Below are 15,355 nucleotides of genomic sequence, written 5' to 3'. Positions count from 1 at the left end.
TCTCATGGGTCGCCTTCGCCCCGGGAGACTCTTGCGAGGCGGATGATCGGGTAGACGTGCGCCTCCGTGAATTCAGGCAGGTGACTCATGGATGACCTTTCGCCCAGCGACCTGAAGACCATCCTTCATTCGAAACGGGCCAACCTCTATTACCTGCAGCACTGTCGTGTACTGGTCAATGGTGGCCGAGTCGAATACGTGACGGATGAGGGCAAACAGTCCCTCTACTGGAATATACCCATCGCCAACACCACCACGGTCCTGCTGGGTACGGGAACCTCCATTACCCAGGCGGCCATGCGCGAGCTGGCAAAGGCTGGCGTTCTGGTGGGGTTCTGCGGCGGGGGCGGGACGCCCCTTTTCAGTGCCAACGAGGTCGACGTCGAGGTGGCGTGGTTCAGCCCGCAGAGCGAGTATCGGCCGACGGAGTACCTCCAGGACTGGGTTGCCTTCTGGTTCGATGATGCACTGCGGCTTGAAGCGGCTCGCCGTTTCCAGCGGGCCCGCCTGGAGCGGATCCGGACGAACTGGCTGGAGAACCGAGCTCTGCAGGATGCCGGGTTCGAGGTCGCGAGTGAGCGCCTGGTCCATCTCATCGATGCAAGCCGCAACTCGGTGGACGCGGTTACCACGAATCTCGACCTGCTGACCCTGGAGGCCCGGCTCACCAAAGAACTTTTCGGACTCGCTGCGCGAGCCGTGAGCTATGGCGATTTTGCGCGTGCAAAAAGGGGGAGTGGCACCGATCCCGCCAACCGCTTCCTCGACCACGGGAATTACCTGGCCTATGGCATGGGTGCGACGGCGACCTGGGTGATGGGGATACCCCATGGTCTTGCCGTGCTCCACGGCAAGACGCGCCGGGGTGGTCTGGTCTTCGATGTCGCGGATCTGGTCAAGGACGCGGTGATCCTGCCGCAGGCCTTCATTTCTGCGATGCGGGGTGATGAAGAACAGGAATTCCGCCAGGCCTGCATTGAGCAGCTAACACGAACGGAATCGCTGGACTTCATGATCGACACTCTCAAGGCCGTCGCACAGGAAATGGGGCAGAAGGCGCGATGAATATCCTGCTCGTTTCCCAGTGCAACAAGAACGCCCTGAAGGAGACGCGACGGATCCTGGACCAGTTCGCCGAGCGCATCGGCGAGCGCACCTGGCAGACACCCATTACCCGGGCGGGCCTGGATACCCTGCGGCGGATGTTGCGGCGTACCGCGCGCAAGAACACGGCGGTCGCCTGCCACTGGATCAAGGGGCGCGACCACAGCGAGCTCCTATGGGTAGTGGGTAATGCCAGCCGGTTCAACGCCCACGGCGCCGTACCTACCGAGACGACCACGCGCGATATTCTTCGCCAGAATGATGAGAACGACTGGCACACCGGAGAGGACATCCTGCTCCTGGCCAGCCTGGCCGCATTGCTCCACGATCTGGGGAAGGCCTGCGTCGCCTTTCAGGCCAAACTGCGGGGCCAGCGCGGTAACGGCGCGGATCGTTACCGGCATGAATGGATCAGCCTGCGCCTGTTTCAGGCCTTTGTCGGCGGCGAGGAGGACAGTGGCTGGCTCCAGCGCCTGTCCCGGCTCTCGGCCGAGGACCGCGATGACTGGATGAAGGGACTCCTGCGCGATGGACTGGATTCCGATGCGGATGTCCCCTTCCGGGAAATGCCGCCTCTGGCTGCGGCCATCGGTTGGCTGGTGGTGACGCACCATCGCCTTCCCCAGTGGCCGAGGCAGGAGCGGGAGGAAGGTTTTCGCAGCGATCACCTTGAAGCCTTCCCCGCCGTGATGTCGGCCGAGTGGAATCAGTTGCTCCGCGAACAGGCCGACGAGGATATCCTTAACGATTACTGGCGATTCGAGGGCCCGCTACCCGTAGTTACCGAACGCTGGCAGCGGCGAGCCCGTCACCTGGCCGAGCGCCTCCTCGGACGGCTGAAACATCACGCCCAGCCGTGGCTGGATAATCCCTACCTCATGCACCTTGCCCGCATGTCCCTCATGCTGGCAGATCATCACTACTCCAGCCTGACCGGGTCTGAGAAACGACTCCGAGGCCAGGTCGGGTATCCCCTCTATGCCAATACCGATCGGGATACCGGCGAACTCAACCAGCCCCTGGATGAACACCTTTTGGGGGTCGAGGCGGACGCGCGCGCCATTACGCGCTCACTGCCGAGCATGGATAGTGCCCTCCCGCGTCTGGCCCGCCACAAGGGATTCCGCAAGCGCAGCGCCGACCGGCGCTTCGCCTGGCAGGACCACGCCTTCGATCTGGCGGCCTCTCTTCGGGAATCGGCGGCGGAGCGCGGTTTCTTCGGCGTGAACATGGCCTCCACCGGTTACGGCAAGACCCTCGCCAACGGTCGGATTGCCTATGCCCTCGCCGAGCCCGAACGCGGTGCGCGCTTCTCGGTGGCCCTGGGTCTGCGGACGCTGACCCGCCAGACCGGCGAGGCCTTCCGTGAGCTTCTAGGCCTGGGCGAGGACGAGCTGGCCGTCCGGGCCGGGGGTACGACAAGCCGGGAACTCTTCGATTTCTTCGCCGAGCAGGCGGCCGAGAGCGGTTCAGCCTCGAGCCAGGCCCTCATGGACGAGTATGGCCACGTCTATTTCGAGGGCGACTTCGAGAATCACCCCGTCCTGCGTCGACTCGGCCATGACCCCGGCGTACGCAAGCTATTGTCGGCCCCGGTCCTCGTCTCCACCGTCGACCACCTCATGCCGGCCACCGAGGGGACGCGGGGCGGTCGCCAGATCGCACCCATGATGCGGCTGATGAGCAGCGACCTGATTCTGGACGAGGTGGACGACTTCGGCCTGGACGACCTGCCGGCCCTTTCCCGGCTGGTCCACTGGAGCGCGATGCTGGGCGGGCGGGTTCTGTTGTCATCGGCGACACTGCCGCCGGCCCTGGTCGAGGGGCTTTACCGCGCCTATCGGGCGGGTCGGGCTATCTATCAGCAGAACCGGGGCGAGCCCGGCGCGCCCGTGGATATCCCCTGCGCCTGGTTCGATGAGCACGACCGCCGACACGTCGATTGTCCCGACCCGGAGCGCTTCCGGGATGCCCATCAGGACTTCGCCGCCAATCGACAGCGGCGCCTCTCCCGCGACGAGGCTCGTCGCCGCGCCGCCATTGTTGCGTTACCCACGGAGCCAGGCAGGTCGCAGGAACAGATCGCGACGGAGCTGGCGGAGGTACTCGTGGAGCAGTCCGAGGAACTCCACGAAAGCCACCATAGCCTGGACCCGAGGACCGGCCGCCGGGTCAGCTTCGGACTCGTCCGCATGGCCAACATCGAGCCACTGGTGGCCGTTGCCCGGGCGCTCATCCAGCAGGGTGGTCCGGCCGGCAAGCGGATCCATCTCTGCGTCTATCACTCCCAGTTCCCGGCCCTGTCGCGCTCGGCCATCGAGTACCAGCTGGACCGAGCGCTGGACCGCCGCGATGACCTGGCCGTGTTCGAACAGCCGGAAATCCGCGCCGCCATCGACGGCCATGAAGAGGTGGATCACCTCTTCATCGTCCTCGGATCGCCGGTAACTGAAGTTGGCCGCGACCACGACTATGACTGGGCCATCGTGGAGCCTTCCTCCATGCGCTCCCTCATCCAGCTCGCTGGCCGGGTGAGGCGCCACCGGCCGGGTCCCTGCAACACACCCAATATCCATCTCCTCCATACCAATGTCAGGGCAGTGAAGCAGACGGAGGGAGCGGCGTTCACGCGGCCCGGTTTTGAAGGCACGGACCGCTGGCGACTCAACAGCCATGATCTGCGGGATCTCTTGCGACCGGAGGAGTACGAGATCGTGGACGCCCGTCCCCGCGTTCTCCCGCCCGAGGAGCTTGCCCCCAACGACTTCCTGGTGGATCTGGAGCATGCCCGCCTGGCGGATGCCCTGCTGCCGCAGGCCGCCTCTACAGAGGGGAATGCGCGGCGCCGTGGCCCGGCTCGTCGAGCCTCGCGCCAGCGGTCGGTGCCGCCACTGAATGCCTCCACCTGGTACCACCTCGCTCGGGCCACCCTGAGCGGGGACCTTCCGCGCCAGCAGCCCTTTCGCCGTCAGGACCAGGAGCAGGTTGAGCTCATCCTAATGCCGGATGAGGTGGGCGAGGACTGGTTGCCGAAGAAGCTCTGGTATCAACGCGGCAAGCGTAAGCCGGATGCCGAGGTCGATGCCTCGAACGAGGTGCGAAAACTCCCATGGGACGAGGTGGCCGGGGAACGGGTCTCGCCCTGGGCGGTAGTGGACTACATGGAGCAACTGGGCGAGCTGGCGGAGACGCGGGACGCATCCCTGGAGGCCAGCGCCCGGTCCTTCGGCCTCGTTCAGGTGCCGCAGCAGAGGGAAGGAGATCGGGGCTGGCAATGCCATCCCTGGCTAGGCTTCTTCCGGTGGGCCTGAAGGAAGAGGCGATTCAACGGGCGGGGTTGCTTCTGCCTGTTCGGCAGCGAACGTTGTGGTCCGTCGGTCTAGTTTCTGAGCTACCTGCTCGGTAGGCGCTTGCCAATATACCACCGCTGTTTAGTTTTGCAGGTGATAGACGATTGTAGTGATACGTCAATCTAGGGTTGATCAATATCGGAGAGGGGTCTAGACTAAATGCCAATGGTGTTGGAAGCACCATTGGCAGAAGTTGGCTGTTCGTCGAGCGGAACCCTCTCCGCACTGCAGAGGGCAAGGAGGTATGAGTGAGTGGCTGGCTACCACTTCGTGTTATTAGCCCTAGTCCCGTAGGCTCCACCAATGGGCCTACGGGGTGCTGCGGGCTTGCTAGCACCAAGTCCGCAGCTTTCTAAGTGTACGCCCATCCTTTGGACTTGCCTAGAAAACGGACTACACGATGCATGATGAGAGCGTTCAGCCCCTCCGACAACGAATATCCGAGTTTCTTGACGAACGTCTGGAAACCAAACTCAGTGGCCTGAAGGACGACGACCCGGAAAAAGTGTCCAAGGAGCAGGAGCTTCGCGAGAAGTTCCGGCGGGAAGCCTGGATCGCAGATGCCGCTCGCCGGGTGTCTCAGCTACAGGTTGTCACCCACCCCACGAAAGCAACGCACCCCGATAGCAAGGCGACCAGCCTCTATACACCACCCCCTGAGCTGTCGGATCACAGCCTGGTGGGCAGTCATGTCCTGGGGAAGGACTTCCCGACCGATGTTGTCGGTAATGCGGCCTCCCTGGACGTCTTCAAGTTTCTGAAGATTGAACACGAAGGCCGAACCCTCCTCGCCCGAGCCCTGGAGGATGAGCCGGAACTGGCGCGCGCCTTCAGTGACGATAGCGACCAGGGAAGGGAATGGGTCCGGAGCTTTGCCGGGATTACCGAACCCCGGGGTGCCGTGAAAGGGGATCCTCGAGCCAAGCAGGTCTATTGGCTGGTGGGTGACGAACCGACTCGAGACGCCGATTTCCATCTACTGGCGCCGCTTTACTCCACGGTCCTCGCCCACCGCATTCATGCGGTTATCAGCCACACGCGCTTCAGTGAAGAGTCCAGGGCAGCCCGCAAGGCCCACTGGAACGGGGAGTACAGCGAGTACGAACATCGAGAATACCCCTATCTGGCCGCTCAGACCTTTGGGGGCTCCAAGCCGCAGAACATTTCCCAGCTCAACAGCGAGCGCGGCGGAAACAACTACCTCCTCGGCTCCTTGCCGCCCAACTGGCGTTCGGCCGAGGTGAGGCCGCTGTTGCATACGGACTCGGCGTTGCGGGCCTTCGGGCGGCGAACCACCGTGCGCCAGACGCTACGCGAGCTGGAACGCTTCCTCGTGGCGAACCCGCGCCCGAACCAGGAGACCCGCCAGCGACGCGACGCCCTGGTTGCCGCGTTGGTGGACGAGCTGCTCGTCTTTGCCGCGGAACTCCAGGAGCTGGAGCCGGGCTGGAGTGCCGATCCGGCCTGCGAACTCCCGGAAGAAGAGGCCCTGTGGCTCGACCCCGAGCGCGCCAGTGTGGATCCGGAATTCGCGCAGCGCCGGGAAAGGGGGGACTGGGTGAGCGAGGTCCGCGACCGCTTCGCGGCCTGGCTCAATCAGCGGCTGCATAAGAGCCTTCCAGTGGGGGATGCCGAGCACGACTACTGGGAGGAGCAACTCAAACACGAGACCGCCGCGCTGGAGGAGGTACTGACCCATGCATGAGATCCCCTACCTCCTGGAGGTCCCGCGGCTGCGCGTCCAGAACGCCAATGCCATCTCCAGCCCTCATACCTGGGGCTTCCCGGCCATGAGTGCCTTCGTCGGCCTCATGCACGCCCTGGAGCGGCGCCTCCACGCGGAGGATATCGAGCTGAACCTCGATAGCGTCGGCGTCATCTGTCACCGGCATGAGCCCCAGGTCAGCCGGAGCGGTCATACCCACGCCTTTCACCTCACCCGAAATCCGGTGGACAAGAAGGGCGATACCGCCGCCATCGTGGAGGAGGGCCGGACTCACCTGGAGATCACCCTGGTCTTCGCCGCATCCGGTCCGGCAGCCGAAGCGCACTCCCGGGGCAACGGCCCGGATATCGACGAGGCCGTTTCCGCCATCCTGCCCACCTTGCGGGTGGCTGGTGGCACCATCCAGCCGGCGCGGGGCCGGCGGGGAACGCTTCCCCGACCCCAGCTCATCTCGGTTGCCGAGACCGAAGAGGGGCAGGCGAAGCAGGCCCGGTGGCTACTGCGCCGGTGGCTGCCGGGGTTTGCGCTCCTGGGCCGGGATGATCTCCTTCACGACCACCATTCCGAACTCCGGAAAACCGATCCGGAGACAGATCTCCTGGATGCCTGGCTCGACCTGGCCCGCATCAACTGGGCTGCGTGCCACGAACACCCCGAAGACGGTGACGAGGGGAAGGTTATCTGGGAGCGGCGTGGCCCGGCCCGGGGTTGGCTCGTCCCCATTCCGGTGGGATATGGCGCCCTTGGACCGCTCCACGAGGCCGGCACTGTGGAGGGCGCTCGCGATGACCGCACGCCCTTTCGCTTCGTTGAGAGCCTCTACTCCATTGGGGAATGGAAGAGCCCCCATCGTCTCCAGAGCCCCGCCGAACTGCTTTGGTACGTGGATAACCAGGCGGCCGACGGCCTCTACCGCCTTCGCAACAACTACGCCCGCATCATCGACTGAAATGAGAAGGAGCCGTGAAAATGGCTGAAAAGACTGAACTCAAGACCGCCTCCGTCCTCGCCTTCGAGCGTAAGCTGGACCCCTCCGATGCCCTCTTCCGGGCCGGCAACTGGGAGCAGCGGGAGCAGGCTGGTGAATGGCCGGGGGTCTCCGTCCGCGAGAAGTCCGTCCGCGGGACCATCAGCAACCGGCTCAAGACGAAGGACCAGGATCCGGCCAAGCTGGACGCGAAAATCGAGAACCCCAACCTACAGACCGTCGATGTCGCGGCCCTGCCCAATGATGCCGACACGCTCATGGCCCACTTTACCCTGAAGGTCCTCGGCAACGCCGGCCGGCCCTCCGCCTGCAACAACGCCGCCTACGAGCAGAAGCTGCAGTCCCTGGTGCAGAGTTACATCGATCAGGAGGGCTTCGGCACCCTGGCGTACCGCTATGCCCAGAACCTGGCCAACGGCCGCTTCCTGTGGCGCAACCGTATGGGCTCGGAAGAGGTCGAGGTGCGGGTGAGCCGTCTGGAAGGCGGGGAGCCCGTGGAGAGCTGGACCTTCAGTGCTCTGGATGTCTCCCTGCGGGATTTTGGTGCCGAGGGCAAGGCTGCCTCGGACCTGGAAGCCCTGGCGGATGCGATCCGGCAGGGTCTCAGCGGGGAGCGATTCGTTCTTCTGGACGTCGTCGCCTTCGCTCGTATGGGCTGCGGCCAGGAGGTCTTCCCCTCCCAGGAGCTGGTGCTCAACCGCAGCAGTGGCGACAAGAGCAAGACGCTCTACGCCGTGGATGGCGTGGCCGGTATTCATTCCCAGAAGCTGGGCAACGCCATTCGGACTGTCGACACCTGGTATCCAGCGGCCAGTGAGGCGACCAGTCCCGGCCCCATTGCTGTCGAACCCTACGGCTCGGTCACGACCCAGGGCACAGCCTACCGCCAGCCCAAGCAGAAGGTCGATTTCTACTCTCTGCTGGATAACTGGGTCCTCAAGGATAAGGAGCCGGAGCAGGGGCAGAAGCACTTCGTAATGGCTACCCTGATCCGCGGTGGCGTTTTTGGTGACAAGGTGGACTGAAGCCATGGATCACTATATGGATATTCAGGTACGCCCCGATCCGGAGTTCCCTGTGAACACCCTGCTGGGGGCCCTTGTCAGCAAGCTGCACCGTGCGCTGGTAGAACTGGAGGCCGATGACCTGGGTATCAGCCTCCCGGAGCACGAAGAGGAGCCGCCTCTGGGGAAGACGCTTCGGCTCCACGGTACTGCGACACGCTTGGGAACCTTGATGGAAATCGGGTGGTTGCGGGGAATGCGGGACCACCTGGAGATCGGCGAGGTCCGGGCGGTTCCCCCCGGGGCTGCTCACCGCGTGGTTAGACGGCGACAGTACAAGACCAACGCCGATCGCCTCCGGCGGCGTCGTATGAAGCGTCACAACGAGAGCTACGAGGAGGCAGCCAGACACATCCCCGACAGCGTCGAGCGGAAGGTGAAGACCCCCTTCGTTATGGTGCGGAGCCAGAGTTCCGGGCAGGCCTTCAGTCTCTTCATCGAACACGGTGAATGCCAGCAGACACCGGTGACCGGAACCTTCAGCACGTACGGCCTGAGCCACGGGGCGACCATACCCTGGTTCTGACCCTTTTTCGAAAGCCTTTCAGAAAACCCTCTCGATCAGAGACTTATCTGGCATCTGGTCGAGAGGGTTCTGGATGGGTTTATGTGCCCTGTTCCCTAACAATCAGTAAGATGGAGTCGAGTAACTCTTGTTCGCTGCCGCGCAGGCAGCTCAGAAATCCGGTGTCAGCGCCGCTTGGATCGCGTCAATGTTCGCTGCCGCGCAGGCAGCTCAGAAAGACAACGCCACCCGCTTTCTCGATAGCCGTCAGTTCGCTGCCGCGCAGGCAGCTCAGAAAGCGCAGGGTCGCGGCGTTCTGCTGACACCAGAGTTCGCTGCCGCGCAGGCAGCTCAGAAATCGCTTCTTGACGCCTGACAGGTCCGCGACATGTTCGCTGCCGCGCAGGCAGCTCAGAAAATCTGAAAATGCACCGTCGGCAGTACGATCGGGTTCGCTGCCGCGCAGGCAGCTCAGAAAACCATCAACAGGGGAGTGGGCGGGGAACACCGGTTCGCTGCCGCGCAGGCAGCTCAGAAAAAGAATGAATCCGATCAGCCGGATTTGATGCCGTTCGCTGCCGCGCAGGCAGCTCAGAAAGCAGACTCCCCAGACGCCCGCACCGGCGACCAGTTCGCTGCCGCGCAGGCAGCTCAGAAATCAAATAGTTCGGAGATCACGCCGCCTTTGGTGTTCGCTGCCGCGCAGGCAGCTCAGAAAACTGGTCGAGGCAACGGCGGAGATCTCCGATTGTTCGCTGCCGCGCAGGCAGCTCAGAAAAACTCCAACTCCAACTCCAACTCCAACTCCAAGTTCGCTGCCGCGCAGGCAGCTCAGAAATGATTCGCGCCTGCAATCCGCACAAGAAACTCGTTCGCTGCCGCGCAGGCAGCTCAGAAAAGCGACTCCGCACGGCGCAAGCGGAGTTCGGGGTTCGCTGCCGCGCAGGCAGCTCAGAAAACATGGACAACGCGGGAGTGGTGGACATTGAGGTTCGCTGCCGCGCAGGCAGCTCAGAAAATAGCGTGGTGAGTGCTTGCAAGGTATCCGCCGTTCGCTGCCGCGCAGGCAGCTCAGAAAAATTCGCCGAATCCGTCTACATCGGTGGGATCGTTCGCTGCCGCGCAGGCAGCTCAGAAAGACAGCCGCAGGGTCCGGCGCATCCCGTGCATGTTCGCTGCCGCGCAGGCAGCTCAGAAAAGATCGAGATCCGGAAACTCCGCCACGACATCGTTCGCTGCCGCGCAGGCAGCTCAGAAACCGAAGCCGGCCTTTGCGGCCACGGGGAAGTTGTTCGCTGCCGCGCAGGCAGCTCAGAAATTTCTGAGGAGTCCCTACCGGCTGCCTCGCCCGTTCGCTGCCGCGCAGGCAGCTCAGAAAGTCGGGACCAACGGGATGTCGCGCCGAATTTCGTTCGCTGCCGCGCAGGCAGCTCAGAAAGTTCATCGGATAGCTGGGGAACACCGTCCAAAGTTCGCTGCCGCGCAGGCAGCTCAGAAATGCAAGTGGAGGCGGCATACACCGCCGACACCGTTCGCTGCCGCGCAGGCAGCTCAGAAACGGCCGGGAGCGGGGGGTGGATCAGGAGGTCTAGTTCGCTGCCGCGCAGGCAGCTCAGAAATGATGCGCGTGGTGAACCGTCTGATGGACTTGGTTCGCTGCCGCGCAGGCAGCTCAGAAACTTCCGATCGCCACGTTGTGAACGCTACCGTCGGTTCGCTGCCGCGCAGGCAGCTCAGAAATACACGTTCCCGAACAGCGATCGCGCCCGGCAGTTCGCTGCCGCGCAGGCAGCTCAGAAATGACCAAGGGCCAGCAGGTCGCGGTGCATGGCGTTCGCTGCCGCGCAGGCAGCTCAGAAATAGTAGCTCGGTCAGCTTGCGCTCGGCTGCGGGTTCGCTGCCGCGCAGGCAGCTCAGAAATTGGTGGTGGTGGGGGTGGTTACCCGCCGCGCGTTCGCTGCCGCGCAGGCAGCTCAGAAAGTTCGTACGTCGCCGTCTCCGCTTTTTTCGCCGTTCGCTGCCGCGCAGGCAGCTCAGAAACTCCGATCCCCCGATCAGGTCCATCAGGGAGTGTTCGCTGCCGCGCAGGCAGCTCAGAAAAGCAGCGCCTCCCGCAACTCGTCAGCCTCCGCGTTCGCTGCCGCGCAGGCAGCTCAGAAACGTCAATAGAAGCGCGCGCCTCGCCGGTATAGGTTCGCTGCCGCGCAGGCAGCTCAGAAATCGCACGCCTCGCGCGTCAGATCCGGTACGTCGTTCGCTGCCGCGCAGGCAGCTCAGAAAAACGGGCATTACGTCCGGTGGGAGAATGGGGAGTTCGCTGCCGCGCAGGCAGCTCAGAAAGCGCAGATGAGCGAGACAGGGAAGATAAGTCCGTTCGCTGCCGCGCAGGCAGCTCAGAAAAATGACCGGCGGCACGCTGCTGGTGCTGGCCGGTTCGCTGCCGCGCAGGCAGCTCAGAAACCCACGGCACCCGCCACACCAAACTTGACCCGTTCGCTGCCGCGCAGGCAGCTCAGAAAACACGTCGACGCCAGCCGCCCACTGATAGGCCGTTCGCTGCCGCGCAGGCAGCTCAGAAATGCTCGGGTTCGGGCTCGGCCGGGACGTACAGGTTCGCTGCCGCGCAGGCAGCTCAGAAAAGTAGTCCGTCGACTCCGGGTCACAGCAGCGAGTTCGCTGCCGCGCAGGCAGCTCAGAAAGTGGTGTGGATGGACGACTACGGAGACCGGCCGTTCGCTGCCGCGCAGGCAGCTCAGAAATTACTGTCGGAGCAAACGAAGGGGGAGTGGCTGTTCGCTGCCGCGCAGGCAGCTCAGAAATGCTCGAACCGGATCAGCACACCGGGGCCGTCGTTCGCTGCCGCGCAGGCAGCTCAGAAAATGCGGTAATCTGCGCGGTGCGCTCGGAGTGCGTTCGCTGCCGCGCAGGCAGCTCAGAAACGGTATCGTCGTGAATACGCATGCGGTCGATCGTTCGCTGCCGCGCAGGCAGCTCAGAAACGGCGCTGGAGCAGGTGGCCACGATGGTCGGCGTTCGCTGCCGCGCAGGCAGCTCAGAAAACATCCGCCCGACTGAGGACGCGTAGATGCAAGTTCGCTGCCGCGCAGGCAGCTCAGAAATGGGCGGGGGCTACCCCCTGCCCAGCATCGCCGTTCGCTGCCGCGCAGGCAGCTCAGAAATGGGGCCGGCTGCCGCCGCGCCCGCGCGAGACGTTCGCTGCCGCGCAGGCAGCTCAGAAAAAGTCGGGCGCGCTGAAGGCGTACATGAGCACGTTCGCTGCCGCGCAGGCAGCTCAGAAAATAGGCTCAGGCGGTGGAGAATCCAACTCACCGTTCGCTGCCGCGCAGGCAGCTCAGAAATCGCGGACAATCTCGCGGACCTGCTCCGCGTCGTTCGCTGCCGCGCAGGCAGCTCAGAAATCGCGGACAATCTCGCGGACCTGCTCCGCGTCGTTCGCTGCCGCGCAGGCAGCTCAGAAATCGCGGACAATCTCGCGGACCTGCTCCGCGTCGTTCGCTGCCGCGCAGGCAGCTCAGAAATGGCCCTGCGCAAGCTGCGCGAGTTTTCCCCGGTTCGCTGCCGCGCAGGCAGCTCAGAAACTTATTCGGCATGTCGGGGCATGGCGTCGAGCGTTCGCTGCCGCGCAGGCAGCTCAGAAATTGATGAGGTCCGCGTGCTCGGTCTTGTCCAGGTTCGCTGCCGCGCAGGCAGCTCAGAAATATGGCGGATGACGCGGAGAACGTGCGCCAGCGTTCGCTGCCGCGCAGGCAGCTCAGAAATGTCTGCGTTGACGTTGGGCCTATTATACACAGTTCGCTGCCGCGCAGGCAGCTCAGAAATTTTCATGATTGACGAAATCGGATTGATGCTACTTCGCTGCCGCGCAGGCAGCTCAGAAACGACTGATTCACCAGGTCCGCACTATCAAGGGGTTCGCTGCCGCGCAGGCAGCTCAGAAACGCTCAAGGATAGCATCAGGAGGGCGCCCATCGTTCGCTGCCGCGCAGGCAGCTCAGAAATCGATCTCCGGCTGCTCGCAGGGCTCCGTCAGGTTCGCTGCCGCGCAGGCAGCTCAGAAAGCCAACCGGCTGGACCTTCTGCGCCTGACCCCGTTCGCTGCCGCGCAGGCAGCTCAGAAACACTGCCCTTGTTCCTGATGCGACATGATCGCGTTCGCTGCCGCGCAGGCAGCTCAGAAATTTGGAACCCGCGCGCTGTACAGGTCCGGAACGTTCGCTGCCGCGCAGGCAGCTCAGAAAAGCCGCTCGAAGTCGCTGTCCGTCAGCAGCTCGTTCGCTGCCGCGCAGGCAGCTCAGAAAGTCGCAATCAACGATCGGGTGGACAAGGTGGGGTTCGCTGCCGCGCAGGCAGCTCAGAAAGCTTACTTCGTCAATCTCTTCTTCGGTTGCCCGTTCGCTGCCGCGCAGGCAGCTCAGAAAGCTCGGTCTAGGTAACGCGCTGCTTTTGTCGGGTTCGCTGCCGCGCAGGCAGCTCAGAAAGTGGTGTAGCGGGGTGGCTTGTTGTTGCAGTCGTTCGCTGCCGCGCAGGCAGCTCAGAAATGCTATGGACGTTTGTGATCGCTCCGCTATGGGTTCGCTGCCGCGCAGGCAGCTCAGAAAACGGCAACAGCCACCCGTTCGATCGCCAGCCGGTTCGCTGCCGCGCAGGCAGCTCAGAAACCTGAGCCCGCGCGGGATGACATGGAGTGGGCGTTCGCTGCCGCGCAGGCAGCTCAGAAAGTGGTGTAGCGGGTTGGCTTGTTGTTGCAGTCGTTCGCTGCCGCGCAGGCAGCTCAGAAAACTGACACCGGCGAGCCGGGGCACACGAGCCCGTTCGCTGCCGCGCAGGCAGCTCAGAAATGCAATGCAGGGCCAGATGCCTCATAAACGTCGTTCGCTGCCGCGCAGGCAGCTCAGAAAAAACCGCAGCCATTGAAGAAGATACCCTCGTCGTTCGCTGCCGCGCAGGCAGCTCAGAAATCGACAAGATGCGGGCAATCGCCGCTGGGTCGGTTCGCTGCCGCGCAGGCAGCTCAGAAATCGACGCGGAAGCCGGCGAGCTGGCGGATGGTGTTCGCTGCCGCGCAGGCAGCTCAGAAATTCGTCTTGATTGCTTTCGGGCGGGCGCATCGGTTCGCTGCCGCGCAGGCAGCTCAGAAAAAGCTATCGGCCAAAGGCGCCGGAATGCGAGGGTTCGCTGCCGCGCAGGCAGCTCAGAAATGCCGCCTGAAGCTGATCGGCAATATCCGACAGTTCGCTGCCGCGCAGGCAGCTCAGAAAATGACAGAACTAGATAGCAACTGGACCGACTAGTTCGCTGCCGCGCAGGCAGCTCAGAAAGCCCCGTCATCTGGGCCCCACGACGTCGAGAAGTTCGCTGCCGCGCAGGCAGCTCAGAAAATAACCTGGGACCGACATCAATACGGCCTACCGTTCGCTGCCGCGCAGGCAGCTCAGAAATCGGAGACCAGGGGCATAGATGGCGAGAGGAGGTTCGCTGCCGCGCAGGCAGCTCAGAAAATGACCCTCCGCAAACAAACGGGTTGGGCGTTGTTCGCTGCCGCGCAGGCAGCTCAGAAATGGACCCCTGGGGTGTAGGGGCGGGTTAAGGCGTTCGCTGCCGCGCAGGCAGCTCAGAAAAGTGCGGCCCGGATCAGGGCTTCTAAGCGTGTGTTCGCTGCCGCGCAGGCAGCTCAGAAATGCCGCGACATTTCATGCAAGTCCTTGTTTTCGTTCGCTGCCGCGCAGGCAGCTCAGAAAAGGAAGCGATGGATCGTGGACTACCTACCGAGGTTCGCTGCCGCGCAGGCAGCTCAGAAAATCGCCCGCGTTGAAGTCTATAGCGTGCGCGGGTTCGCTGCCGCGCAGGCAGCTCAGAAAGATTGATTTGGTTGGGATTTTTGGCGGCGTGCGTTCGCTGCCGCGCAGGCAGCTCAGAAAGTGGATCACATTCAGCGCGTCCGCCGCAATCTGTTCGCTGCCGCGCAGGCAGCTCAGAAATGATTGATATTGGTGAGGACTGGCACCCGTGAGTTCGCTGCCGCGCAGGCAGCTCAGAAACGAGTTCCCCGACCCGATCCACGGCCTGGTGAGTTCGCTGCCGCGCAGGCAGCTCAGAAAACCAGGCCGCGCGTGCGCCCCTCCGAGTCGGAGTTCGCTGCCGCGCAGGCAGCTCAGAAAAAGCGGCTCGCTATGTGCTAGACCGCGCAGATGTTCGCTGCCGCGCAGGCAGCTCAGAAAGTAGCCGTCCACCAGCACTTTGCGCAGGACCCGTTCGCTGCCGCGCAGGCAGCTCAGAAAAATTTGTCTGCCCTTTCCCTATCTGTCAGGTCACGCCTGATTGCATACCGCGAGAGAAGGCACCCCTGTTTCATGCCCGGGAGTGGATGAGTATTGTGCCCGATGAGCGAACGGGAGGCTGACCGCATGGCGAGTACCATCCATTCCAACGCCCGCACCACACCCCGGATCCGGCAGGAACTGCAGGAGGCGCCGGCCGGCGTCAGCGACCCGGAACTGGCCCGGCGCTACGGCATCAGTCGCATGACGGTGCGCAAGTGGCGCCGCCGGCGCACCGAGGTGGAAGACCGGACCCATCGTCCGAAGACGATGCACACGA

The 15,355-nt window shown here is 63.5% G+C and carries 7 protein-coding genes and 1 CRISPR repeat array; all 7 genes read left to right on the top strand.

Annotated elements, in window-relative coordinates:
• Nucleotides 1–87: 87 nt before the first annotated feature.
• Nucleotides 88–1,065 (top strand): type I-F CRISPR-associated endonuclease Cas1f, encoded by a 978-nt coding sequence (gene cas1f / locus D893_RS11795; RefSeq protein WP_110619893.1) that lies wholly within the window; start codon nt 88–90, stop codon nt 1,063–1,065.
• Nucleotides 1,062–4,415 carry a type I-F CRISPR-associated helicase Cas3f gene (gene cas3f, locus D893_RS11790; protein ID WP_110619892.1) on the top strand — a complete coding sequence of 1,118 codons (3,354 nt, stop codon included), beginning with the start codon at nt 1,062–1,064 and terminating at the stop codon, nt 4,413–4,415. The genes cas1f and cas3f overlap by 4 nt, the downstream gene beginning before the upstream one ends.
• A 439-nt stretch (nt 4,416–4,854) precedes the next feature.
• Nucleotides 4,855–6,159, top strand: coding sequence for a type I-F CRISPR-associated protein Csy1 (csy1, locus tag D893_RS11785; RefSeq protein WP_110619891.1), 1,305 nt, complete (start codon nt 4,855–4,857; stop codon nt 6,157–6,159).
• Entirely contained in the window at nt 6,152–7,129 is a 978-nt protein-coding gene (csy2, locus tag D893_RS11780; RefSeq protein WP_110619890.1) for a type I-F CRISPR-associated protein Csy2, read from the top strand. Before csy1 ends, csy2 begins: the two co-directional genes overlap by 8 nt.
• 20 nt (nt 7,130–7,149) lie before the next feature.
• The gene (csy3, locus tag D893_RS11775) at nt 7,150–8,193 is read left to right on the top strand and encodes a type I-F CRISPR-associated protein Csy3 (protein ID WP_110619889.1); all 1,044 of its coding nucleotides are present in this window, start codon (nt 7,150–7,152) and stop codon (nt 8,191–8,193) included.
• Between the two features lie 4 nt (nt 8,194–8,197).
• A complete protein-coding gene (gene cas6f, locus D893_RS11770) occupies nt 8,198–8,758 on the top strand; it encodes a type I-F CRISPR-associated endoribonuclease Cas6/Csy4 (RefSeq protein ID WP_110619888.1) in 561 nt (186 codons plus the stop codon).
• A gap of 129 nt (nt 8,759–8,887) precedes the next feature.
• Nucleotides 8,888–15,036: a CRISPR direct-repeat array (repeat unit 28 nt; unit sequence GTTCGCTGCCGCGCAGGCAGCTCAGAAA).
• Nucleotides 15,037–15,162: 126 nt separating this feature from the next.
• Nucleotides 15,163–15,355 (top strand): helix-turn-helix domain-containing protein (locus D893_RS11765; RefSeq protein ID WP_210434105.1); only part of this gene is annotated, 193 nt, incomplete at its 3' end.

The organism is Thioalkalivibrio sp. ALE21 (assembly GCF_003208255.1).
GTDB lineage: Bacteria > Pseudomonadota > Gammaproteobacteria > Ectothiorhodospirales > Ectothiorhodospiraceae > Thioalkalivibrio > Thioalkalivibrio halophilus.
This window is presented reverse-complemented; position numbering and strand designations above follow the sequence as displayed.